Source organism: Clostridium sp. (assembly GCF_051654825.1).
GTDB lineage: Bacteria > Bacillota > Clostridia > Clostridiales > Clostridiaceae > Clostridium.
Genome location: NZ_JBOFYU010000086.1, coordinates 1 through 24,446, shown reverse-complemented (window position 1 = coordinate 24,446; position 24,446 = coordinate 1). Strand labels below are relative to the sequence as shown.

Genomic DNA, 24,446 nt, shown 5'->3' with positions numbered 1-24,446 from the left:
TTCATACTTAGGCAATTTTACGCATATATAATAATAATTAAGTATGGTGAGGTGAATTATGAACACAGAAAAGAAAAAAGAAAAAATCAAAAAAACTAAAAAGCCAAAGACACCAAAGGTACCCAAAGCACCAAAGTTAAAGAAAAATAAAAAGGTTAGAGAAAAGGGGAAATATAATATATTTAAAGTTAATGGAGAGTTTAAATTTTTGCCATTAATTATAAATATTTTAATACCTGTAGCAGGGGGAGCAATAGTTGGATTATTAAATAAAAATACTATGCATACATATGAATTATTGAAAAAGCCAATATTTACACCCCCAGCTATAGTATTTCCAATAGTGTGGACCATATTATATATATTAATGGGAATAGCAGCTTATAGAATTTATATGAGAAATAAGCAAGGTGCTAATGATAATGGAGCATATTTTTATTATTTAGTTCAATTAATTTTTAATTTTATGTGGAGCTTTATATTCTTTACATTTAGATTATATGGAATATCATTTATATGGCTAATAATATTATTTGTGCTTGTAATAATAACCTTTATAAAGTTTATTAAAGTAGATAAACTAGCAGGATATTTATTAATACCATATATAGTATGGTTAGTATTTGCTGGCATATTAAACTTTTTTGTATGGATGTATAATGAAATGTAACTAAATATATTGTATAATAGGAATAGATGTTCTTTTGTTAGAGGATTTATTTTATCAAAATGAGATTGTGAAGTTTTTTAACTATAGTATTTCATTTGTAAAATTATAAGATAAGAAAGGTAATCCAAGTTAAACTGGATTACCTTTGTATTTAAAATAGATTTTATCTGATGGCTAGCCGTTGTAGCACTTCCTTTTCTTTATAAGGGTGCTAATAAGGTCCACGCCCATAGATAACCGATTCTTAGTTTCAGATGAAGTTAAAACTAAGAATTCTGTTTATAATTAAATGATATTATTACATAAATAAAACACCTAGATAAAAAATAGTGGTTTGAAATTTTATAATAAATAATATAGAATAGTAAAGCTGGAAAAAATAAAGAAAGAATACTTATTAGAAAAGTAGGAGATAAGAATGAAGAAGGTAATAATAGCGGAAAAACCATCTGTTGCTAAAAATATTGCTGATGCGTTAAAGATTAAAAAAAGAAAAGATGGATATTTTGATGGAGATGAATACTTAATTACATGGGCATTTGGTCATCTTTTACAATTGTTTGATGCAAAGGATTATGATGAAAATATGATAGGATGGAGAATGGAAAAATTCCCATTTATACCTAGTGATTTTAAATATAAGATTAAGTGCGATGGCTATAATAGAAATATTGTAGATAAGGGAGCAGAAAAGCAAATAAATATTATTAAAGGTTTAATAGATAGAGAAGATGTTGATGGAATAATATCTGCAACGGATTTTGATAGAGAAGGACAGGTTATTTCAGATGAACTGTTTATTCATTTTAATATACAAAAGCCTATATATAGAATCTTATTAAATGAGTGGACTGAGGATGAAGTAAAAAAGGGAATAAAAAACTTAAAACTTAATTCAGAGATGAAGCCGCTGCAAGATGCAGGTATTGGAAGACAGCTAGCAGACTGGGTAATTGGAATTAACTTAACTTCTGTTGCAACTCTTCGTTATGGTGGAACTGGTAAAGATAGAAAGTTAATTAATATAGGTAGAGTTCTTTTACCAACATTAAAAATTATTTATGATAGAGATAAAGAAATAGAAAATTTTGAAGCTAGCTCTTATTATAAGCTAGGAACTAAATATAAGGCCAAGGATAACACTGAATTTGAAACACTTTATTATGAAAATTCTAGTGAAAAGTTTGAAAAAAAAGAGTATTTAGACCAGCTTAGTAAAGTACTAGTAGGTAAAGTAGGAGTAGTTTCTGATAAGGAAATAGAAAAGAAAAGAGAATACCCACAGCCGCTATTTAACTTATCTAACTTACAAGGATATATAACAAGTAAATATAAGGGATGGACTTCTGATAAGGTATTAAAGGTTGCTCAAAGCCTTTATGAAAAGAAGTTTATCACATATCCTAGAACAGCAAGTGTTGTTTTAGAAGAAAGCTTAGAGGGCAAGGCAAGAAAGGTTTTAGAAACCCTAAAGAAGGGGTTACCTTATGAAGCACAAGTTAAATTTGTAAAATCAAAAAGAGTTTTTGATAATTCTAAAGTTGAAAGCCATAGTGCCATTACTCCAACATATGTAATACCTAATGGATTAAGCGTAGATGAGCAAAATGTATATAATGCTATTAAAAATAGATTTATAATGCAATTTATGCCTGTTGCTGAATTTGAAGAAACTAAAATTACTATAAAAGTAAATGATGAAAAGGTTCCAGGAGAATTTATTGCAAAAGGTAAGGTTGAAATAGTTAAAGGATGGAGAGTTGTAGAAAAGATAGATACTAAGGATACAATTCTACCATTAGTTCAAAAGGGAGAAAATCTTGACATAACAGAAAGTAAGGTAAACAAGGTTACTAAAAAACCACCTAAGCATCATACTGAAAAAACACTTTTAAGAGTTATGGAAACTTGCGGTAAAAGCTTTAAAAATGATAAAGATGAAAACTCAGATGATGAAACAAACACAGAAGAAATGATGAATGCAATATTAAGTGGATTTAGTATAGGAACACCTGCAACTAGAGCTGAAACTATAAAAAAGCTTAAGGACATTGGGTATATTAAAGCAAAGGGTAAAAGCTTAACTACAACAGATCTTGGGAAAACAATAGTTGAAATATTCCCAGCAAAGGAGCTTTTAGACTTAGAATACACAGGAAGATTAGAAAAGACACTTTCAGATATAGAAAAAGGAAAGTACAAAAAGGCTGATTTCTTAAATCTTATATATAACTTTACTACACAATCAGTAGAAAAGATAAAAAATGATGATTCACTTTTACATAAATTTAAGGTTGAATTGCCTGAGGGGAAAGAAACTATTGGTAATTGTCCTATATGTGGAAATGATGTAATAGAAGGTGAAAAAGGCTTTGGATGTATTAATTGGAGAAATGGATGTAAATATACCATTTGGAAAGATGATAAGTATATAACTTCATTAGGAAAAGAAGTAACAGTAGATATGGTTAAGTTACTACTTAAAAATGGAAAAGTAGGCTTTAGAAATTTAAGAAGCAGAAAAGGAAATACCTTTAGTGCATATTTAAAATATGATAGAAATAATGAGACAGGATACTTTAACTGGAGTTTAGAGTTTATAGATTAAAGAGGCAAAAGCCTCTTTTTTATTGTTTTTTTATGGGATTATACTAAGATGAAAGTGAATCACAATTTTCTCTTTTCTTGCCTATAATTAATTAGACTTTAAGTATATTTATTAACGTATTTACTTTGACAAAGGTCCAAAAGTACTTTAATATGCATAGAAGTGATGTTAAAATTGATTAGGAATAAAATACTACAGATAAAAATTTAGTTTAAGTGGAGATTTTTAGGAGGATACATAATGAAAATTTCAAAGAAAGATGCATTAGCTTGGTTTGAGTTCTTTGCGTCATTACCAGAAGAAGAGGAGCTTATGATAAAGCAACAAGAGATAGTATATGCTACATTTGCTCAAATAGAAGAGGCCATTGATTATAGAAATAATAAATTAATGTCAGAAATTGAAGGGTTAAAAAACCTAAGTAATAGAACTTTATTTGTTGGTGATGAAAAAGGGTTTCCAATAGGTTGTCGTTCTTGCTTAATGGGTAGTGGATTATGCGCAATTCGTAAAACTAATAGATGTAATATCGAATGTAAATTTTGTTATAACTATGGTGAATTAGATAGTCAACCTCCAATTGGTGAAGGAATGTGGGAAATTGGAGGAACAAAGTACTATGAAAAGGACATAGATTTACTTCTTTCAATACATAAAAGACCTACAGGTGTTTGTTATGTTTATTTAGAACCATTTATGGAAATAGAAAAATATTATCCTGTAATAAAGAAATTTAGTGATGCAGGAGTACACCAACATATGTATACAAATGGGCTTTTAGCTACTGAAGAAACACTAAAAGCACTAGGAGAAGCAGGATTAAATGAAATTCGTTTCAACCTAGGTGCATCAAATTGTTCTAATAAAGTAATTGAAAATATTAAGATTGCTAAAAAATATATAAAACATGTTGGAATAGAAACTCCAATGACTCCTGAATTCTTTGAAGGATTTTTAAAGAAGAAGGAAGATATTTTAGCTACAAAACTAGACTTTATAAATTGTGCCGAACTACACTTAAATCCAAATAATATAGATAATTATCATGGTGATAATATGTATATTTCAAGACATGGATATATATCTCCAATATGGAGTAGAGAGTTAACACTAAAATTTATGAAGATAGCTGATGAAGAAAAGTGGGACTTAGTAATACATGATTGCTCTAATAACACTAAATTTGCTAGAGGATTAAATTTAAGTATTAGAGAAGGAAAGTGGTTTGGAGCTAATGGCTATGGTTGTGAATTTACAGAGACGCCATACTATACATTTTTACCGATATTAAAAGATGAAAACTTTAAATTTGTAGTTGAGGAAGAGTTACCAACTGGATATAAGGTTGGGGAATTATTATTATAAGTTATTACTATAAAAATAGATGGTTTGTATAATCATCTATTTTTATTTTTGCTAATAAAAAAGATATAGATATGCAAAGTAAGTTAGGATTTAAATATATGTAAATAAGTTGTAAATTAAGAATGATTCACCTGTTACATATTCCTAGATCTATAATCCATTAACCTTAGCAAGTATTACTAACAGTATTAATTATAATTCAGTAAATTCTTCAATAGCATCTGCATCTATAATACTAAATTTTAAAATATATGGATATAATTATAAAAGATAATTTTAGGAGGCGAAAGAATGAAAAATTATAAGAATTACTTAATAGTAGCTCTTTTAACTATATTAGTTTTAGGTGGAGCTATATATAAGGCAAATGGATATATAGATGGAAATGATGAAAAAGCAATCGGGGCAAGTGTTCAATATATAATAAAAGACACTGAAATAGGAGCAAATAATTTAAATATAGAAAAGATTATTGATATAGATAAAAGAAAAGCTGTTTTATTTAGATCTAATGATAAGTTAGGAATAGCACATCTTAAATCTGATATAAATAATAAGTATAAAATTGATAATGCTATTTGGGAAATAGGAGATAAAGTAGGAGATATTATTAATATAGAAGAGGAACAATATTTATTAATAGGAGCTCAAAATTATGATAATAAGATTTCAATAGTAGAAGTTAATATTAATGGTAATATTTATAGATTAGATGCAGGTGAAGATAAATATTTAATGGTTAATGTAAAAATGCCTAAATTAGAAGAAGGGCAAGAATACATTATAAAAACAAGCTTTTATGATGAAGAAGAAAAGAATATAACTAATGAAATATAAAAAAAGAGCAATTTAATAATAAATTACTCTTATAATATAAAAATTATTTTATAAATGTACTTAATAAGTTAAAGCAAAATGGAGCTAAAAATACTGTCATAATACCAGCTATTCCAATTGCAAGAGAACTCATAGCACCTTGTGTTTCTCCAAGTTCAAGAGCTTTAGTTGTACCAACAGCGTGAGATGCAGTACCAATAGAAATACCTACAGCTATTTCATTATCTATTTTAAATATCTTACAAACGGTAGGCCCAATAACTGCTCCCATAATACCTGAAATGACTATTGATAAAACAGTAATAGGTGCAAGTCCACCTAATTGATTAGTTATTTCAATTCCTATTGGAGTAGTAACTGATTTAGAAAGTAATGATATTGTAAGTATGTTTTCAAGTCCAAATAAAATGCATAAAAGAATTATTGAAATAATTCCTACAAAGCTACCAATTAATATTCCGGTTAAAATAGGAATAAAGTTTTCTTTAAGTAATTTTATTTGCTTATAAAGGGGTATTGCTAAAACAACAGTAGCAGGTCCTAAGAATATATTTATAAATTGTGCGCCATTGTTGTATGTATCAAAATCAATATTAAAAATTAATAAAAACCCTATAGTAAAGGCAATTGCTATAAGTAGAGGATTAAATATAGGAAGTTTAGTTTTTTTATATATAAATAATCCTAGCTCAAAGGCTGTTAAAGATAAAATTATTCCAAAGAATATATTATTAGTTAGGATATCCATTATGATTCCTCCTTTGCTTTTTTATTTAACTTATTTGAAATAAATTGAACTACCTTACCTGTTACTGCTATTACGATAACAGTAGTAATTAAGCAAATTATTACTATTTGAATAAAGCTAGATTTTATCATATCAAAGGAATTTAATAAGGCAACTCCTGCTGGGATAAAGAAAAAAGCTAAATGATCTAAGAAAAAGTTTCCTACCATTTCTACCTTTTCAACATTTATTACATTTGTGCAAAGAAGAGTAAATAGTAAAAGCATTCCTAAAATATTTCCTGGTATAGGCAAATTGAATCCTTTAGAAATAAGCTCACCTATTATATATACTCCAAGAATAATAATAGATTGTCTAAATAGTTTCATTAAATAAATCCTCCTATTAAAATTGGTTATGTTTTAAATTAAATGTTGATATTATAATGTCTAATAAATATTACGAATAAACAAGTATAAGTAAAAATGAATAGTCAAGGAGTAAACTTCTACTAAGTTTATAAAATATATTTTATAAAAATCATTAAAGAGTTTTTACCGAAAATCTTACTTCTTAACTAATAATATTAAATTTATCAACATAAGTTTAAAATATAGCCCAAAAATTAAAACGCATGGTTATTTTAAATTAGTTTTTACAACTATATAATGTATCACTTTTTAAACAATTAGTAAATGAATAAGGTTTAGAGTTGATAAAATATAGTTAATATGAGAAACTTATTTAGTTAAAAAGTAAGATAGAAATGAATAGATGAGAATTTTGAAAAAATTATCAAGGGTGGGGGCAGTTTTATTTATAACTTTCTTACTAACAATAAAAAAATAGGGGAAAAGGAGAAATGGATGGTTACAAAAGAAAGAAATGCTTACTTTGATAACTTAAAGGGTTTTTTAATATTAGCAGTTATTATCGGGAATTCATTAGAGCTTGCAAATCCTGATTCAGTAAATATACATTTTTTTGTATTATTTTTATATGTTTTTCATATGCCATTATTTACGTTTGTGTCTGGTTATTTCAATAAATTAAGTAAGAGAACTACAAAGGAAAAAGTAATAGATACTGTGAAGCTTTATTTATATGCTCAAGTATTTTACACTTTCTTTAACTTTTTAATTTTAGGAAGATGGCATATTAGTTTTCAATTATTAATGCCGCAATGGACATTATGGTACTTATTATCAATGGTATTTTGGTACATAATAGCTGACTATATTAAAGATTATAAAAAGTGGATAATTGGAAGTATTCTGGTATCACTATTAATAGGATTAGATTCTAGTGTAGGAACTATAGGAAGTGTATCTAGAACATTATTTTTCCTTCCATTCTTTATATTAGGGATGGCTTTTGAAAAGGAACATTTAAATATTATAAGAAAAAATAAGGTTAGAATATTAGCGTGTAGTATTTTAACAGTTTTAATATTATTTTTATTAAATAACTCCACACCAATAGAACTATTTTTTCAATATGCTAAATATACATGGTATTTTGAAAAACCATGGTTTCCTATGTTTATGAGGCTTTTTCATTATATTTCAGCTATAGTAGTTGGATCAGCAATAATGGCATATATGCCTAAGAAAAAAACTATTATCACTGAAATAGGAAAATATTCTTTAATAATGTATTTAGTTCATTCTGGAGTAAGTGAAATTTTAATAAGCTATAATATATTAAGATATACGTCATTAATTACAACAGTAATTTCAACAGTAATAATTGTTGTAATTGTAGTATTCATAACATTGTATTATGTAAAATATAAAGAGAGAAAAGTTAATAATAGTTTATAAAAAAAGGTAAAGTAGCTTTAAGTTGCTTTACTTTTTTATTATATATTAACATATAATGTTTAAGGAACTTTAACAAATTATATAAAGAAACATACAATGAATTATATAGTAATTTACCTTTAATTAAAGGATTGGAGGAATAAGTGAAAAAATTAATTACTAAAGTAGCTACAGTAGTAGCGTTAATTATGGTTTTAGGTATTGGACTAGTTTCTTGTGGACAGAAAAGTAAAAATGATAATGGATTAACTAAAGTAAAGTTAAATGAAGTTGTAAGATCTGTTTACTATGCACCTATGTATGTTGCAATTAATGAAGGCTTTTTTGAAGAAGAGGGACTTGAAATTGATTTGACTACAGGTCAAGGTGCTGATAAAACTATGCAGCAGGTTTTAAGCAAAAATGCTGATATAGGGTTTTGTGGCCCAGAGCAAGTTATATACATTAATAATCAAGGAAGAGAAGATTATCCTATATTATTTGCACAATTAACACAAAAGGATGGGGCTTTCTTAGTTGGAAGAAATGAACAGCCTAATTTTAAGTGGTCGGATTTAAAGGGAGCAGAAATGATAGGGGGAAGACCTGGTGGAATTCCTGAAATGGATTTTGAATATGCATTAAAACAAAATGGTTTAGACCCTAAAGAAGATGTCAATTTAGTTACTAACTTAGATTTTACAGCTACAGCAGGTGCATTTAAATCGGGTACAGGAGATTACGTGACTTTATTTGAACCTACTGCATCTATGTTAGTTAAAGAAGGTTCAGGAGCTATAGTAGCTTCAGTTGGAAAGGAAGTTGGAAATGTACCTTGTACATGTTTTTTTGCAACAAAATCATATATGGATAAAAATCCTGAAGTAATTCAAAAATTTACAAATGCTATTTATAAGGGGCAAAGTTGGTTCCATAGTCACAGTGATGAGGAAGTAGCAGATTCAATTATATCTTTTTTCCCAGGAACAGATAGGGATATTATAATTACAGTAGTAAAAAATTATAGAGAAATAGAAGCATTAGCTGATAATCCTGTAATTAAGGAAGAAGATCTTAATAAATTTATGGATATAATAAGTAGCTATGATAATAGTTTAATATCAGAAAGACCAGCTTTTAATAAGATAGTAAACAATAGCTTTTCAACAGAGGCTGTGAAAAATTAATAAAAAACTTTAAGAAAACAAGGGTGGTGTAAAATGGGATTAATTGAAGTATCAAATATTAAATTAACGTATCATTCTTTAAAGGGAGAAACAGAAGCAATAAGTGATTTAAACTTTTCTATTAAAGAGGGAGAATTTATTAGCATTATCGGACCATCAGGTTGTGGTAAATCTACATTGTTAAATATTATAAGTGGGCTTTTAGAACCGACAGGTGGAAAAGTTACTTATAATTATAATATGGTTAAAAATAGATTAGATAAAATGGGATATATGTTCCAAAGAGATTATTTATTTGAATGGTTAAATGTTTGGGACAATATAGTATTAGGATTAAAGATTAAAAAGAAACTAAATAGTGAAAATATAAAAAATGCAGAAAGTCTTTTAAATGAATATGACTTATCTAAATTTAAGCTACACAAACCAAGTGAACTTTCAGGTGGAATGAAGCAAAGAGTTGCTTTAATTAGAACCTTAGCATTAAACCCAGAAGTGTTACTTTTAGATGAACCTTTTTCAGCTTTAGACTATCAAACAAGATTAAAATTTTGTGATGAGGTAACTGCAATAATAAAGAGAGAAGGAAAAACAGCTATAATGGTAACTCACGATTTAGGTGAAGCTATTACAACATCAGATAGAATTATAATGCTTACTAAAAGACCAGCAACTATAAAGCTAGATATAAGATTAGATTTTCAAAATAAAAATGCTACACCATTTCAAAAGAGAAGAGAACCTGAATTTAATCAGTACTTCAATATGTTGTGGAAGGAGCTGGATAAATTAGATGAGTAAGTCACATGAAGAATATTTAAAGAAAGTAAAAATGGACAAGGTTAAGTTAGCATTATGTAGAATTTTAATTTTAGTAGCAATTATTTTTATTTGGGAGGTAGCAGCGGATTTAAAGTGGATAGATCCATTTTTAACATCGAGTCCAAGTAGAATAGTAAAATCATTAATATCATTTATTAATGAAGGAACTCTTTTAAATCATATATTAACAACATGCTTTGAAACTGTTGTAGGATTTACATTAGGTACTATAATAGGAACGGCGATAGCAATTATTTTATGGGCATGCCCATTTACCTCTAAAGTGTTAGATCCATACTTAGTAGTTTTAAATGCATTGCCAAAGGTAGCGTTAGCTCCAATAGTTATATTTTGGGTAGGAAATGGGATGACAGCTATAATAGTAATAGCACTTTTAATATCAATAGTTACTACTATAATTAGTGTTTTAACAGGGTTTAATGAAGTAGACAAAGGTAAAATAACATTGATGAAAACATTGCAAGCTAATAAGGGACAAATATTAAAATATCTTGTATTTCCATCAAATGTTCCAGTATTAATATCAGCCTTAAAGATAAATGTTGGATTATCTTGGGTAGGTGTTATTATGGGAGAATTTTTAGTAGCTAGAGAAGGCCTTGGATTTTTAATTGTGTATGGAGGACAAATAGCACAATTAGATATGGTTATGATGAGTATAGTAATACTTTCTTTTATAGCTTTCTTAATGTACAAAATTGTAGCTATTATTGAAAGAAAGTTTATAAGTTAGAAATTAAAGCAGTCATAGGAAACTATGGCTGTTTTCTTATAATTTAAAAGACTTTAAAATTATAGACTAAAAGAATACAAAAAAAGGATTAATTCTTAAGGAAATAAAAAATATTGTAAAAAAGAAGTGAATTTGATAGAATAATAATATAAAACTATTATATTATAGTAAAAGCGAGGAGAAAATATGAATAAAAAAGATAAGAATATTATAAATTCTCAAAATAAGGAAGTAATTAACGAAGAAAATATTTCATTTATAAATAAATTTAAAAATACATATAAAAATAGTTCATACCTAGAGCCTGTAGTGGTGATTACAGCATCTTTAAGTGTAGTAATGCTTTTAGTTTTTGCAGTAAAAGGCCCAGGTAGTTTAGAAAAAATATCTATAGCTACAAATCCAGCAGAAGAAAAGTACTATGAGAACAACTATTCACAAGCTATAGATGAATATATACTTTTACAGCAAAATGATGAATGGCCAATATGGATAGTAAAGCAAGCAGATGTTTACTCTATAAAAGGTGACTATACAAAGTCAAATGCTTTATTAAAAGAAGCAATAATTAAAAGAGATAAGTTAATAAGAGAAAATGGCGAAGAAAAATATAAGGAAAAAGACATTGTGTTAATTAATGATGTTATTTTCAATTTTTATACTAATGGTGAATATCTAGAAGCATTAACTTTAGGTGAGCAACACTTAAAGGATGAAAATATAAGTAATCAATTTATTAAAACTATGTTTTCTGTTTATTTAGCTAATAATAAACTAGAAGAAGCAAAATCTTTATTAAAGGAATATTCATTAAATAATGAAGATTCACATGATATAGCTACGCTTGCAAGTATGAATTTAATTGTAGGTGAATGGAAGTCAGGAGTTGAACTTCTAAATGAATCTTATACACTAAATCCTAATGAACTTAAAATATATGACGTTATAGATGATGTAATGGCATATAAGGGAACAGAGTTTACTAAGAAGATAGAAGAATTTAAAAAATCTAATGAAAAAGAAGATTTTTATAAAATAATTTTAGCACAAAGCTATGTTAATAATGAAAGTACTAGAAACAAAGCTCTTGATGTATTAAATGAATTAGCAGATGATAGTAAAGATAGTTTAGGCGCAGATTATATAAGATTACAAATTTCTAAAGCTAAGGGTGAAAATGAAAAGGTCTTAGAAATATTAGATAAAATGATTTCAGAAAATAAGGATAATAAAATTACTGTTTATTTAGAAGCATTAAAGGCTTTTGAAAAAGGCAATTTTGAAGAGGCTTCAGAGCTTTCTAAAAAGGCAATAGTTGAAAATGGTGAATGTATTAAAAGATATGGTGAGCTTATTTCAGAGATTGCTATTAAAAAAGGTGATTTAAAATCATCTGAAACATATTTAAGAACAGCATTATATACGGAACCTTTTAATTATAGCTTAGTTAAAAGTATTGCTAAATACTATGATGATGTTGCTGTGAATAATGTATTAGCTAAAAACTACTATACAATGGCATTAAAATTAAATAGTAAGGATTCAGAATCATATTATTTAATAGGATTGATAGATGTTTCAGAAGGAAATAATAAAGATGCAATAGCAAATATTAAAAAAGCAATATCAATAAATGATAAAAATTATAAATACCATAGATTATTAGGAGCTTTATATTTAAGTGAAGAAAAATATGATGAAGGTATAGAAGAAACAAGAACGGCTTATTCATTAAATGAAAAAGATGCAATAACATTAAATAATGCAGGATATTATTATATGGTTGTTGAAGGTGATATTGAAAGAGGTATGGCAAATATTGAAGAGGCATACAATACAATGGGAACATCAATAGAAAATGAAAGAAAGTTATCTATAACTAGTAATTTTACTAAAGCTAAAGAAGTTTATGAAAAATTTATGAATGATGAAGATATTACTGTTAAGAAAAGTGATTTTAAAATAATTAATTAAGGGTGCCATTAGGCATCCTTTTATTATTTATAAGATAATTTTAAGAATTATTACATAGACAGTAAAGTTCTATAAGGGTATAATATACACTGTTGCAGATAATTTAATAAAGGAGAAAAATAATATGGGTTTAGATTTAATTTACATACTTAAAGCTATATTTATAGCAATAGTTGAAGGATTAACCGAATTTGTACCTGTTTCATCAACTGGGCATATGATCTTATTTGGTAGCTTAATAGGGTTCCGTTCAGGAAACCATGAAGCTTTTGCATCTATGTTTGAAGTTGTAATACAGCTAGGTGCTATATTAGCAGTAGTAGTATTGTATTGGAACAAGCTTTGGGGGGCAGTTGTAGAATTTTTTGCGTATATTTTTAGTGCAGGAAAAAAAGGGAAAACAGGATTTAGATTTGGGATAAATGTTATAATAGCATCTATACCAGCTATGATTATAGGATTATTGTTACATGATGCAATAAAATCACTGTTTAAACCTTCAGCAGTAGTTGTAGGATTTATAGTTGGTGGTATTTTATTACTTGTAATAGAAAATAGATTTAGAAATAAAGTTTCTAAAAATGGAAAGACTCCTACAAATGATGTATTTGATTTAACGCCAATACAAGCTTTAAAAGTGGGATGTTTCCAGGTACTAGCTATGTGGCCAGGAATGTCAAGAAGTGCATCTACTATAATGGGGGGATGGATAGCTGGGTTATCTACACCAGTTGCAGCAGAGTTTTCATTCTTTTTAGCAATACCAGCAATGATAGGATCATCAGCATTAGATTTATTTAAATTTGATTATTCTATTATGAACACAACTTATATAATAGCGTTAATTGCAGGATTTATTGTTGCATTTATTGTTTCATTAGTTGTTATGGAGATGTTTGTAAGTTACTTAAAGAAGAAGCCTATGAGAATCTTTGCTATTTATAGAATTATTGCAGGTGTAGTATTATTAGGACTATCAGTAGCAGGTATAGTTACCTTAACTATATAAATTATGATATTTAGAACTAGCATATATTATATGTTAGTTCTTTTAAATTTTATATTATTAATGAATATTAATATTCTTATTATCAGCAAATATATTTAAGTAAGAATGAATAAATAAAAGTGAATAGTTAAGGAATAAACTTCTGCAAAGTTTATAAATAAAAATATCGCTAAGAGATAAAGTTATTAGTAAATTAAAAGAGTATAAATATATTGGTAAATAATTGAAAAACTTTAAATATTTACTAAAATATTCTTTTCAGCTTAACCAGTTTATGATATTATAATATAAGAAAGTAGAGAATGATTTTGAAAACAATTGCACTTTATAAAACATCTCTAATTTTACATTTAATTGACGGAAAATTTTAAATATATAATCAATTGAAGAGTATTGATATATTTGGGTAAGGGGGATTTTTAAAATGTCACAAGAAATCAAAAAGATAGCCTTATTAACAGGTGGTGGAGATTGTCCAGGGTTAAACGCTGTAATAAGAGCAGTAACAAGAACAGCTATTGTAAATTATGGAATTGAAGTGATAGGATACAAATTTGGTTACAGAGGGTTATATAACAACGATTATGTTCCTCTAACTCTTGATAGTGTATCAGGAATACTTCATAGAGGAGGAACTATCTTATATAGTTCAAATAAGGACAATCTATTTGATTATTCTGTTGAAGAAAATGGAGTAACAGTAAAAAAAGATGTATCAGATGTAGCAGTTGAAAATCTTAAAAAAGAAGGTGTAGATGTTTTAGTAGTTATAGGAGGAGATGGTACATTAACTTCAGCTAGAGATTTCTCTAGAAAAGGAGTTAGAGTTATAGGAGTTCCTAAGACTATAGATAATGATTTAGCATCAACAGATGTAACTTTTGGATTTAATACAGCTATAGATGTAGCTACAGAAGCTTTAGATAGACTTCATACAACAGCTGAATCACATCATAGAATAATGATTTGTGAAGTAATGGGAAGAGGTGCAGGATGGATTGCATTAGAATCAGGGATAGCTGGTTCAGCAGATGTAATACTTTTACCTGAAATTCCATATGATATAAATAAAATAGTTGGAAAAATAGAAGAAAGAGAATCACAAGGAAAGAGATTTAGTATAATAGTAGTAGCAGAAGGGGCTAAGCCTAAGAATGGAGATGTAGTAGTAGCTAAAATTGTTAAAGATAGTCCAGATCCAATAAGATTAGGTGGAATAGGAAATAAATTAGCTGACGATTTAGAAAAATTACTTCCAGACAAGGAAGTTAGATGTACTGTGCTTGGTCATATTCAAAGAGGTGGAAATACATCTACATTTGATAGAATATTATCAACTAGATATGGTGTAGGTGCAGTTGAGTTAATTAGAGAAGGTAAATTTGGAGAAATGGTTTGCTTAAAGGCTGATAAGCTTTCAAGTGATAGTTTAGAAAATGTAATAGGACAAAAATCAAAATTAGTTAATCCAGAAGGTGAATTAGTAGAAATTGCTAAGAAAATTGGAATTTCTTTTGCTGACTAAAGTGGTTAAAAATGGGCTAGCTTAATGCTAGTCCTTGTTTTCATATTTTTTTGAGTAATAATGTATAAAAAAAATAACTTTAAACATATGTTTAAAAGACTTCAAAATTTTCTGACAATATGTTATACTTTAATTAGATAAATACATGATAGAAAGCTGGAGGGTATTATGAAAGAAATAAAAAGATACTTAGAATCAAGAATAGGGACTTATGGATTTTTCTTTGAAGATTTGAAGAGTGGTTTTATTTATGGTTATAATGAAAACGTTAAAATGATTTCAGCAGGATGTATGAAATTACCTATAGCTGTATCCTTAATAAAATCTGTTGAATCAGGAAATTTAGATTTTATGGATAAGATCAGGATAGATGGAAAAGATAAGGTTTTTGGTACAGGAATAATCCATGAGTTTAGCGAAAGAGAATATACAGTGTTTGAATTGTTAGTAGCAATGCTTATTCAAAGTGATAATACAGCAGCTAATAAAATTATCGATTTAGTAGGAATGGATAATATAAATAACAATATAAAGGAAATGGGATTAAAAAATACTGTATTAAATAGAAAGACTACAGACGAAAGAAAACCAAAAAATGAAGTCGAGAATATCACATCAGCACATGATTTATCAATGGTATGGAGACATTTATATAAGTCAACGTATTTAAGCGAAGAAAATAGTCAGATGTTAATAGATATTTTAAGAAGACAGCAAATAAAAAATAAGTTAGCCCTTTATATTTCAGATGATTTAAAATATGAAATATCAAGTAAGACGGGTGATAAGAATGGAGTAGAAAACGATACTGCATTAATAAATTTACCTAAGGGTACATTTACATTTACAGTATTATCTATGGAAGTGCCTAATAGTGTTTATGGCACAGTAACCCTTGCTAAATGTGGGAAAATGATGATGGATAATATATTAAATAACTGGCATTAAAAGTAGAGAGTACGGTGATAGCGTACTCTTTATTTTTATGGAAATATATTCTATTGACATCTTTTATAGTAAGTGTTATTATAGCTAAAAATAGATAAACCTTTAAGTCGATCCAGCGAGATTGACAAGGAAGTAATATTAAGACCATACATATGATTATTATGTCTTCCTTTAGCTTAGGAAGACTTTTTTTATAGCTAAAATGGGAAAATATATACTTTCGCCTTTAAATTTAACACAGTGAGGTTAATAAGGAGTGATTAAAATGATAAACAAACATTTAATAGACCCAATGGATTTTACAAAAGAAGAATTAGACGAAATTTTTAATTTAGCACATCAAATTATTTCAAATCCAAAAAAGTTTGCACATATCTGTGATGGAAAAATATTAGCAACATTATTTTATGAGCCAAGTACGAGAACAAGATTTAGCTTTGAAGCAGCAATGATGAAATTAGGTGGAAATATTCTAGGATTTTCAGAACCAAATTCAAGTTCAGCATCAAAGGGAGAAACATTAGCTGATACAATAAAAATGGTTTCAATATATGCAGATATAATTGCTATGAGACATCCAAAAGAAGGTTCAGCTAGAGTTGCAAGTATGTTTTCAAGTGTACCAGTTATTAATGCAGGAGATGGAGGGCATCAACATCCAACACAAACCCTTACAGATCTTTTAACTATAAAAACTCTTAAAAAAGGACTAGTAGGACATACTATAGGAATTTGCGGAGATTTAAAAAATGGAAGAACTGTACACTCATTAATAAAGGCAATGTCAAGATATGAAGGAAGTAAATTCATTTTAATATCTCCAAAAGAATTGTCAATACCAGAATATATAAGAGAAGAAATATTAAAGAAAAATAACATAGAGTTTAGAGAAGTTGAAAGGCTTGAAGATGTAATATCGGAGCTTGATATACTTTATATGACTAGAATACAAAAAGAAAGATTCTTTAATGAAGAAGAATACTTAAGATTAAAGGATAGCTACATATTAGATAAAGAAAAAATGGACTTAGCAAAAAGTGATATGATAGTAATGCATCCACTACCAAGAGTAAATGAAATTTCTATGGAAGTAGATAGTGATGAAAGAGCAGCATACTTTAAACAAGCGGAATATGGAATGTATGCAAGAATGGCTTTAATAGTTAAACTTTTGGGGGTAATGTAAATGCTACAAATAACAAAAATAAATAATGGATTAGTTATAGATCATATTAAACCTGGGATGGGAATTAAAATATTTAATTATTTAGAGTTAGATAAGGTAGGTAATCAAGTAGCTTTAATAATTAATGCTGATAGCAAGGCTCAAGGGAAAAAAGATATTATAAAAATAGAAAAGATAGCAAGTATAGATTATACAGTTTTAGGTTTATTATCACCTAACTTAACAATTAATGAAGTTAGAGATGAAGAAATAACTAAAAAGTTAAAACCAGAATTACCTAGTAATGTTACAGATATTATAAAGTGTAGTAATGTTAGATGTATAACTGCAGATGAAGATTATGTTCCTCATTTATTTAAGATAGTAGATGCAGAAAAAGGAACTTATAGATGTGAATATTGTGATCACATAATGATGCTTTCAGAAATGTAATAAAGGTAAAGGGTGGAATTTAGATGAATTTATTAATTAAAAATGCTAAGATAGTAGATTGTACTCAAGAGTTTATTGGAGATTTATATATAGAAAATGGAAAGATAAAAGAAATAGGGTTAGAGCTTAATATAGAAAATGTAGAAATATTAGATGCAAAAGGACTAACTTTAATGCCTGCATTTATAGATACTCATGCACATTTTAGAGAACCAGGATTAACATATAAAGAAGATTTAGAAACTGGATCAAAAGCTGCTTTAAGAGGAGGATATACAGGGGTTTGCTTAATGGCAAACACAGCTCCAATATGTTCTAACAAAGAAGTTTTAGATATGGTTAGAAGTAGAGAAAAAGAGCTTAATTTAATAGATTTACATCAATGTGTATCAATTACAAAGGGCTTTGAAGGAAGAGATATAGAGCACTTAGACTTATTAAAGAATGATGAAAAGATAAAAGCTATATCAGATGATGGTGTAGGAGTTATGGATTCAGGAGTAATGTATAAGGCTATGCTTAAAGCTAAGGAAAATGGATGGGTAATTATGTCTCATGCAGAAGATCATAAATTCTCTAAAATTGATATGAGAATAGCTGAAAATATGATGACTTTAAGAGATATTTACTTAGCTAAAGAAACTGGAGCTAGATTACATATGGCTCATGTAAGTACAAAAGAAGCTATTTCTTATATTAAAGAAGCTAGAGAAGACTTTGATAATATAACTTGTGAGGTAACTCCACATCATATTTTCTTAACAAATGATGTAAGTAATTATAGAGTAAATCCTCCAATTAGAGAAAGAGAAGATGTAGATACAATTCTAAAAGCTATAAAAAATGGAATAGTGGATTGTATTGGAACAGATCATGCACCTCATACAAGTGAAGATAAGGAAAAGGGTTCACCAGGTATGGTAGGGTTAGAAACAGCATTCCCTATATGTTATACAACATTAGTCAAAGGAAATGTAATTACTTTAAATAAGTTAAGTGAAATAATGTCTAAAAATCCAGCTGTAATACTTGGAATGAACAAAGGTAAAGTAAGCATAGGTGTTGATGGAGATTTAGTTTTAGTAGATTTAGATAAAAAAATAGTTGTTAATTCTGAAGAATTCCATTCAAAGGGAAAAAATACTCCTTTTGAAGGTATGGAGTTCTATGGTGAAGTTAAAATGACTATAAAAGCCGGAAAAGTTTTATATAAAAAATAGGGGGAATTAAAATGAAAAGTAATATTATGGATAAATTATATAATAGAGTTGAGGAAAGAGGAGTAGTATGTGTTGGTTTAGATACAGCACTTGATTACATACCAAAACACCTTTTTGAAGGAAGAACAGAAACAGAAGCAATAGTTGAGTACAACAAGCAAATAATTGATGCAACTATAGATGTATCATCATGCTTCAAAGTTCAAATAGCTTATTACGAAGCTTTAGGATTAAAAGGTATGATAGCATATAAGGAAACTTTAGATTACTTAAGAGAAAAGGATGCTGTAATTATAGCGGATATAAAAAGAGGAGATATAGCAGCAACTGCTACTCAATATGCAAAGGCTCACTTTGAAGGGGATTTTGAAGCTGACTTTATTACATTAAGCCCATACATGGGAATGGATAGTATTGAGCCATATATGCCATATATGGAAAAAGGAAATAAGGGAGTGTTCTCACTTGTAAGAACTTCTAATCCAGGTGCAGAGCATATTGAAATGTTAGATACAGTTGATGGTAGAAAAGTATATACAGTTGTTGGAGATAACTTAACTGAAATGGGTAAAGAAATAGTTGGTGATTGTGGTTATTCAGCTATAGGTGGAGTTATAGGTTGTACACATGTAGAAGAAGGAAAAGAAATAAGAAGTAGATTTAAAAACATGTTCTTCTTAATACCTGGGTATGGAGCTCAAGGGGGAAAAGCTGAAGATGTAGCATTATACTTAAACAATGGTAATGGTGGAGTAGTTAACTCATCAAGAGCAATCTTATTAGCATATAAAAAGCAAGAAGGCAGAGAAATGGAATTTGCATTATGTGCAAGAGAAGAGGCTATAAGAATGAGAGATGAAATAATAGCAGCTGTAGAAGCTCTATAGGGGGAATTGAGAATGAATTATACTAAAGCTAGAGTAATTTCAAATGAAAAAATTGCAGACGGAATATTTAAAATGGTAGTAGAAGATAAAAATAAGGTAAATGCAGGTCAGTTTTATATGCTTAAATTAGATGGTGCTACTTTATTACCTAGACCAATAAGTATTTGTAGAAAAGGAATAGATGTTATAACATTTGTTTATGCAGTAGTGGGAAATGGTACAAAAGAATATGCTAAGCTTTCAGAGGGTGACAATATTAATATTACAGGACCTCTAGGAAATGGATTTAATTTAGAAGAAGACTTAGGTAAAGTGGCTTTAGTTTCAGGGGGAATAGGAACAGCTCCAATGGTAGAGCTTGCAAAAAGATTAAGAGCTAAGAATAAAGACATAAAAATGGATCTTTATGCTGGGTTTAGAGATGATGTATATCTAATAGATGAGCTTAAGGATTACGTAAGTGAAGCACATGTAAGTACTAATACAGGTAAGCATGGACATAAAGGCTTTGTAACAGATTTATTAAAGGTTGAGGAATATGATACAGTATTATGCTGCGGACCAGAAATAATGATGAAAAAAGTAGTGGAAATGTGCAAAGAAAAAGATGTTAAAGTATATGTTTCAATGGAAAAGCATATGGCTTGTGGAGTAGGAGCATGTTTAGTATGTACATGTAAAACAAAAGATGGACATAAGAGAACATGTAAAGAAGGTCCAGTATTCGATGGAAACTATGTAGAACTATAATAGGTATAAAGGGGAGACATAAAAATGTTAAAAGTTAATATAAATGGTATAGATTTTAAAAATCCTATAATAGCAGCATCAGGAACTTTCGGATTTGGAGCTGAATATAATAATTTTTATGATGTAGGAATGTTAGGAGGAATATCTTCAAAAGGGCTTACTTTAAATCCTAAAGAAGGAAATGAAGGAATTAGAGTTTATGAAACTCCATCAGGAATGATGAATTCAGTAGGACTTCAAAATCCGGGAATAGATAAGTTTATTTCAGAAGAGCTTCCAAGAATGAAGGAATTAGGAACTAACATTATAGCAAATGTTGGTGGAGGATGCTTTGAAGATTACGAAATAGCTATTGAAAAGCTAAGAGGAACTGATATAGATATGATTGAATTAAATATATCATGTCCTAATGTAAAATCAGGTGGAATGGCATTTGGAATAAAATCAGAAGTAGCATTTGATGTAGTTTCAAAAATTAAAAAGTTAGTTGATAAGCCACTTACGGTAAAGCTTTCACCTAATGCAGAAGATATCGTTGATATGGCAATAAAATGCCAAGAGGCAGGAGCAGATTCTATTTCATTAATAAACACATTAAAGGGATTAGCAATAGACCCTTATAAGAGAAAGCCAGTATTTAATAATGTTTATGCAGGAGTATCAGGGCCAGCTGTTAAACCTATAGCCTTAAGAATGGTTCATGAGGTATCAAAGGCTGTAGATATACCTGTAATAGGTTTAGGCGGTATAGCAAGCGGATTAGACGCTATAGAATTTATGATGGCTGGAGCTTCAGCAGTTCAAATAGGAACAATAAACTTTGTAAATCCTATGGCTGGAAAAGAAATTATTGAAGAAATGGAGCAATTCTGTATATCACAAGGTATAAAAGATATAAATGAAATTGTAGGTTGTGTAAGATAATATAGTTGCTTAAAATACTCGATATGAAAATATCGAGTATTTTATTTTAATTATCAGATAAATAATGAAAAAAACTTTATATATTAATATATATAATGTAAAATGTAATTATAGGAGAATATTTTATCTATTCAATACATAAATCCTTGAATTTATTAATAGGAGGTTGTGAATGAGAAAAAAAGGAACATTAATTTTTGCATTAATTACTGTTATATTATTGATTGGTATAGTGGTAGTAGTGTTATCAATGGGATTTAATGAGTCTAAGGAAATAAAAGCATCCAAGGAGTTTTTAACTCTATTACAAGATGATGGGGCTATAGATAGTAAGATAAATATAAATAACGTTGAATATGGACAAATGGCAAAAGCAAGCAATTTAAATTCAAAAATTAAGTTTACTACGATAACAGAAAATTATGGTTTAGATTTAGATGAAAAATATAATGTAATTGGATTTTCAAAAAAGTCACAGGAAACTAATAATTTAGATAATCCAATATCTGAAGAAAAAGCTAGAGCTTTAGCAGAAGATTATGTAGGTCTTATTACTCAAGAAGAAGTAAAATTTAAGGAAGTTAGAAAGCTAGAAGGGGAAAATGAAAGTGCTTATACTGTTATTTTTTATAAGTGCAACAATGGACATCCTTATTATGAACATGAAATAATAACAAAAATAAATAAATACACAGGATTTTTAGAAGGGTATTCAAATTACCCATTAGATGATATTGAATATATAACTAATATTAATACTACAGAAGAAGAAGCTAAGATAATAGCAGAAGAGCATTTATTAAAACTTAAAATAGCGGGTGAAATAAAGGAAAAGCCATTATTAGCATATGTTAAGATTAATGATAAAGAAATGGAACTTGCATATATTTTTATTGTTGATTCAAGTAACGCTAACAATGAAGAAGATAAATATAAGATATTTGTTGGCTCTAGTGATGGAAAGATATTAAGTGTAGGAATAAAAAGCTTAGAAGCAGCTTCGATAAACTAAATAAAAAAAGTCATATCACTTATGTGATATGACTTTTTTTATTTATATTATTTCCATTCCTCAACTTCATTACCTAGTTCAGGTATTGATGAAGCTTTAAAGACAGGATCTTTAATTCCAGCTTTCTTTTGATCGTTGTAGTCTTTTAGAGCCTTAAATGCAATCTTAGCAAGTAATACTATAGCAATTAAGTTTATAACAGCCATAAGACCCATAAATACATCTGCAAGGTTCCATACAATATCCATGCTTACTAATGAACCAAAGAATACCATAGCACCAACAGCTATTCTGTATATTTGAACATAAATCTTTTTATCTGTAATAAATGATATATTAGATTCACCATAGTAGTAGTTTCCTACAATTGAACTAAATGCAAATAGTAATATACATATTGAGATAAAGATTCCACCCCAAGAACCAACTTGAGAAGTTAAAGCCATTTGTGTAAGTTGAATTCCTTTAACTGATCCATCTAGAGGAACTCCAGATAAAAGAATTATAAATGCTGTGCAGCTACAAATAATAATAGTATCTGTAAATACACCTAAAGTTTGAATTAAACCTTGTTTAACAGGGTGAGATACTGTTGCAGTTGCGGCAGCATTAGGAGCTGAACCCATACCAGCTTCATTTGAGAATAAACCTCTTTTAATACCTTGCATTAAAGCTGCACCGATACCACCACCAACAAATTGTTCCATACCAAATGCATTTTCAAAGATTAATTTAAATACTGAAGGTAATTGACCAGCATTCTTAAATACTATAAATAATGCAACAGCAATATATGCAATAGCCATTATAGGAACTAGTATTCCGGATACCTTAGCAACTCTGTTAACTCCACCAAAAATTACGATTAAAGTTAAAGCAGTTATTATTATACCCATTAAACCTCTATCAATTCCAAATGAATCATTTAATGCAAGTGAAATAGTATTAGATTGAACTGAGTTAAATACAAGCCCGAAAGTTATTGTAATAAGAACTGCAAATGAAATACCCATCCACTTTTTCTTAAGACCTCTTTCCATATAGTAAGCAGGTCCACCTTTAAATGAATCACCATCTTTTACTTTGTAAATTTGAGCAAGTGTTGATTCGATAAAGCTTGAAGCTGAACCTATAAGAGCTATAAGCCACATCCAGAATATTGCACCAGGTCCACCAATTGCAAGAGCAGTAGCTATACCTGAAAGGTTACCTGTACCAACTCTTGAAGCTGTGCTTATACAAAATGCTTGGAATGATGAAACTGAATTTTTATCTTCTTTAGAAGTACCATCACCTAGTAATCTAAACATTTCCTTAATATTTGTAAATTGGACGAATTTAGTTTTAAAAGTAAAGTAAAGTCCGATAACTATTAACATAGCAATTAATATGTAAGTCCATAGAAAATCATTAATGTTTAAAATAATATTGTTTAAAATATCCATTTATATTCCTCCTTAAATTTAAAAAGTATTATTGCCTATTTTCATTAATTACATTTTATAATACAAAAAAACAAAATGCAAGAAAAAAAGATAAAAAATTCATTAATCTTTCTAAAAAAGCTAAATATTATGATATAACAATTATAAATGAAATATAAACTGACAACTTATTCAAAAGAATAATTAAACATAGAGTTATTTCTATAAAAAAAACTAATTAGCATTAATGCTAATTAGTTTTTTTATTATCTGTATAAATAATAAGCAATTCCTCTTAATCCTAATGGATTACTATTAAAAAAATTGGAGTTATTATTATTGTTTCCACCAGTTCCTGGAGTTGTATTGTCATCTCCTGTACC

At 28.3% G+C, this 24,446-nt stretch carries 22 protein-coding genes; 19 read left to right on the top strand and 3 right to left on the bottom strand.

All coding sequences use genetic code 11. The annotated features are described in order from the left end of the window. The first annotated feature begins 58 nt into the window (after window positions 1–58). The 4 genes from ACRDBA_RS05175 (at window position 59) to ACRDBA_RS05160 (ending at window position 5,480) form a co-directional block, all read left to right on the top strand. Window positions 59–670, top strand: coding sequence for a TspO/MBR family protein (locus tag ACRDBA_RS05175; protein WP_438571857.1), 612 nt, complete (start codon window positions 59–61; stop codon window positions 668–670). Window positions 671–1,088: 418 nt separating this feature from the next. Beyond that, window positions 1,089–3,278: a type IA DNA topoisomerase gene (locus ACRDBA_RS05170; RefSeq protein WP_438571856.1), complete on the top strand. Its 2,190-nt coding sequence runs from the start codon at window positions 1,089–1,091 to the stop codon at window positions 3,276–3,278. 240 nt (window positions 3,279–3,518) lie between these two features. After that, window positions 3,519–4,643 carry a radical SAM protein gene (locus ACRDBA_RS05165; RefSeq protein ID WP_438571855.1) on the top strand — a complete coding sequence of 375 codons (1,125 nt, stop codon included), beginning with the start codon at window positions 3,519–3,521 and terminating at the stop codon, window positions 4,641–4,643. Window positions 4,644–4,934: 291 nt separating this feature from the next. Continuing rightward, on the top strand, window positions 4,935–5,480 hold the full coding sequence (locus ACRDBA_RS05160; RefSeq protein WP_438571854.1) for a hypothetical protein: 546 nt from the start codon (window positions 4,935–4,937) through the stop codon (window positions 5,478–5,480). 43 nt (window positions 5,481–5,523) lie between these two features. Here ACRDBA_RS05160 and ACRDBA_RS05155 read toward each other — a convergent pair whose 3' ends face one another. Beyond that, window positions 5,524–6,228 carry an LrgB family protein gene (locus ACRDBA_RS05155; RefSeq protein WP_438571853.1) on the bottom strand — a complete coding sequence of 235 codons (705 nt, stop codon included), beginning with the start codon at window positions 6,226–6,228 and terminating at the stop codon, window positions 5,524–5,526. Beyond that, a complete protein-coding gene (locus ACRDBA_RS05150) occupies window positions 6,228–6,596 on the bottom strand; it encodes a CidA/LrgA family protein (protein WP_438571852.1) in 369 nt (122 codons plus the stop codon). The genes ACRDBA_RS05155 and ACRDBA_RS05150 overlap by 1 nt, the downstream gene beginning before the upstream one ends. A 477-nt stretch (window positions 6,597–7,073) precedes the next feature. Here ACRDBA_RS05150 and ACRDBA_RS05145 point away from each other — a divergent pair, with 477 nt between their 5' ends. The 15 genes from ACRDBA_RS05145 (at window position 7,074) to ACRDBA_RS05075 (ending at window position 22,639) form a co-directional block, all read left to right on the top strand. After that, window positions 7,074–8,030, top strand: a complete 957-nt coding sequence (locus ACRDBA_RS05145; protein WP_438571851.1) for an acyltransferase family protein — start codon at window positions 7,074–7,076, stop codon at window positions 8,028–8,030. A 188-nt stretch (window positions 8,031–8,218) separates the two neighbouring features. Continuing rightward, the gene (locus ACRDBA_RS05140) at window positions 8,219–9,196 is read left to right on the top strand and encodes an ABC transporter substrate-binding protein (protein ID WP_438571864.1); all 978 of its coding nucleotides are present in this window, start codon (window positions 8,219–8,221) and stop codon (window positions 9,194–9,196) included. A gap of 33 nt (window positions 9,197–9,229) precedes the next feature. Further along, window positions 9,230–9,997, top strand: coding sequence for an ABC transporter ATP-binding protein (locus tag ACRDBA_RS05135; protein WP_438571850.1), 768 nt, complete (start codon window positions 9,230–9,232; stop codon window positions 9,995–9,997). Further along, the gene (locus tag ACRDBA_RS05130; RefSeq protein WP_438571849.1) at window positions 9,990–10,772 is read left to right on the top strand and encodes an ABC transporter permease; all 783 of its coding nucleotides are present in this window, start codon (window positions 9,990–9,992) and stop codon (window positions 10,770–10,772) included. The genes ACRDBA_RS05135 and ACRDBA_RS05130 overlap by 8 nt, the downstream gene beginning before the upstream one ends. 186 nt (window positions 10,773–10,958) lie before the next feature. Continuing rightward, entirely contained in the window at window positions 10,959–12,746 is a 1,788-nt protein-coding gene (locus ACRDBA_RS05125; RefSeq protein WP_438571848.1) for a tetratricopeptide repeat protein, read from the top strand. 124 nt (window positions 12,747–12,870) lie between these two features. Beyond that, window positions 12,871–13,755 carry an undecaprenyl-diphosphate phosphatase gene (locus ACRDBA_RS05120; RefSeq protein WP_438571847.1) on the top strand — a complete coding sequence of 295 codons (885 nt, stop codon included), beginning with the start codon at window positions 12,871–12,873 and terminating at the stop codon, window positions 13,753–13,755. A gap of 424 nt (window positions 13,756–14,179) precedes the next feature. Beyond that, complete coding sequence (locus ACRDBA_RS05115; RefSeq protein WP_438571846.1) at window positions 14,180–15,280, top strand: 6-phosphofructokinase; 1,101 nt, start codon at window positions 14,180–14,182, stop codon at window positions 15,278–15,280. A 168-nt stretch (window positions 15,281–15,448) separates the two neighbouring features. Beyond that, the gene (locus ACRDBA_RS05110) at window positions 15,449–16,228 is read left to right on the top strand and encodes a serine hydrolase (RefSeq protein WP_438571845.1); all 780 of its coding nucleotides are present in this window, start codon (window positions 15,449–15,451) and stop codon (window positions 16,226–16,228) included. 265 nt (window positions 16,229–16,493) lie between these two features. Then, the gene (gene pyrB, locus ACRDBA_RS05105) at window positions 16,494–17,414 is read left to right on the top strand and encodes an aspartate carbamoyltransferase (protein WP_438571844.1); all 921 of its coding nucleotides are present in this window, start codon (window positions 16,494–16,496) and stop codon (window positions 17,412–17,414) included. Then, complete coding sequence (locus tag ACRDBA_RS05100) at window positions 17,415–17,846, top strand: aspartate carbamoyltransferase regulatory subunit (protein ID WP_438571843.1); 432 nt, start codon at window positions 17,415–17,417, stop codon at window positions 17,844–17,846. It abuts the gene before it with no gap. Between the two features lie 23 nt (window positions 17,847–17,869). Next, window positions 17,870–19,066 carry a dihydroorotase gene (locus tag ACRDBA_RS05095; protein WP_438571842.1) on the top strand — a complete coding sequence of 399 codons (1,197 nt, stop codon included), beginning with the start codon at window positions 17,870–17,872 and terminating at the stop codon, window positions 19,064–19,066. Window positions 19,067–19,077: 11 nt separating this feature from the next. Then, complete coding sequence (gene pyrF, locus ACRDBA_RS05090; protein WP_438571841.1) at window positions 19,078–19,953, top strand: orotidine-5'-phosphate decarboxylase; 876 nt, start codon at window positions 19,078–19,080, stop codon at window positions 19,951–19,953. A gap of 6 nt (window positions 19,954–19,959) precedes the next feature. Continuing rightward, window positions 19,960–20,703, top strand: a complete 744-nt coding sequence (locus ACRDBA_RS05085; protein ID WP_438571840.1) for a dihydroorotate dehydrogenase electron transfer subunit — start codon at window positions 19,960–19,962, stop codon at window positions 20,701–20,703. Between the two features lie 24 nt (window positions 20,704–20,727). Then, window positions 20,728–21,627 (top strand): dihydroorotate dehydrogenase, encoded by a 900-nt coding sequence (locus ACRDBA_RS05080; RefSeq protein ID WP_438571839.1) that lies wholly within the window; start codon window positions 20,728–20,730, stop codon window positions 21,625–21,627. A gap of 172 nt (window positions 21,628–21,799) precedes the next feature. Next, window positions 21,800–22,639 carry a hypothetical protein gene (locus tag ACRDBA_RS05075; RefSeq protein ID WP_438571838.1) on the top strand — a complete coding sequence of 280 codons (840 nt, stop codon included), beginning with the start codon at window positions 21,800–21,802 and terminating at the stop codon, window positions 22,637–22,639. Between the two features lie 47 nt (window positions 22,640–22,686). Here ACRDBA_RS05075 and ACRDBA_RS05070 read toward each other — a convergent pair whose 3' ends face one another. Continuing rightward, window positions 22,687–24,084 (bottom strand): alanine/glycine:cation symporter family protein, encoded by a 1,398-nt coding sequence (locus tag ACRDBA_RS05070; protein ID WP_438571837.1) that lies wholly within the window; start codon window positions 24,082–24,084, stop codon window positions 22,687–22,689. Window positions 24,085–24,446 lie beyond the last annotated feature (362 nt).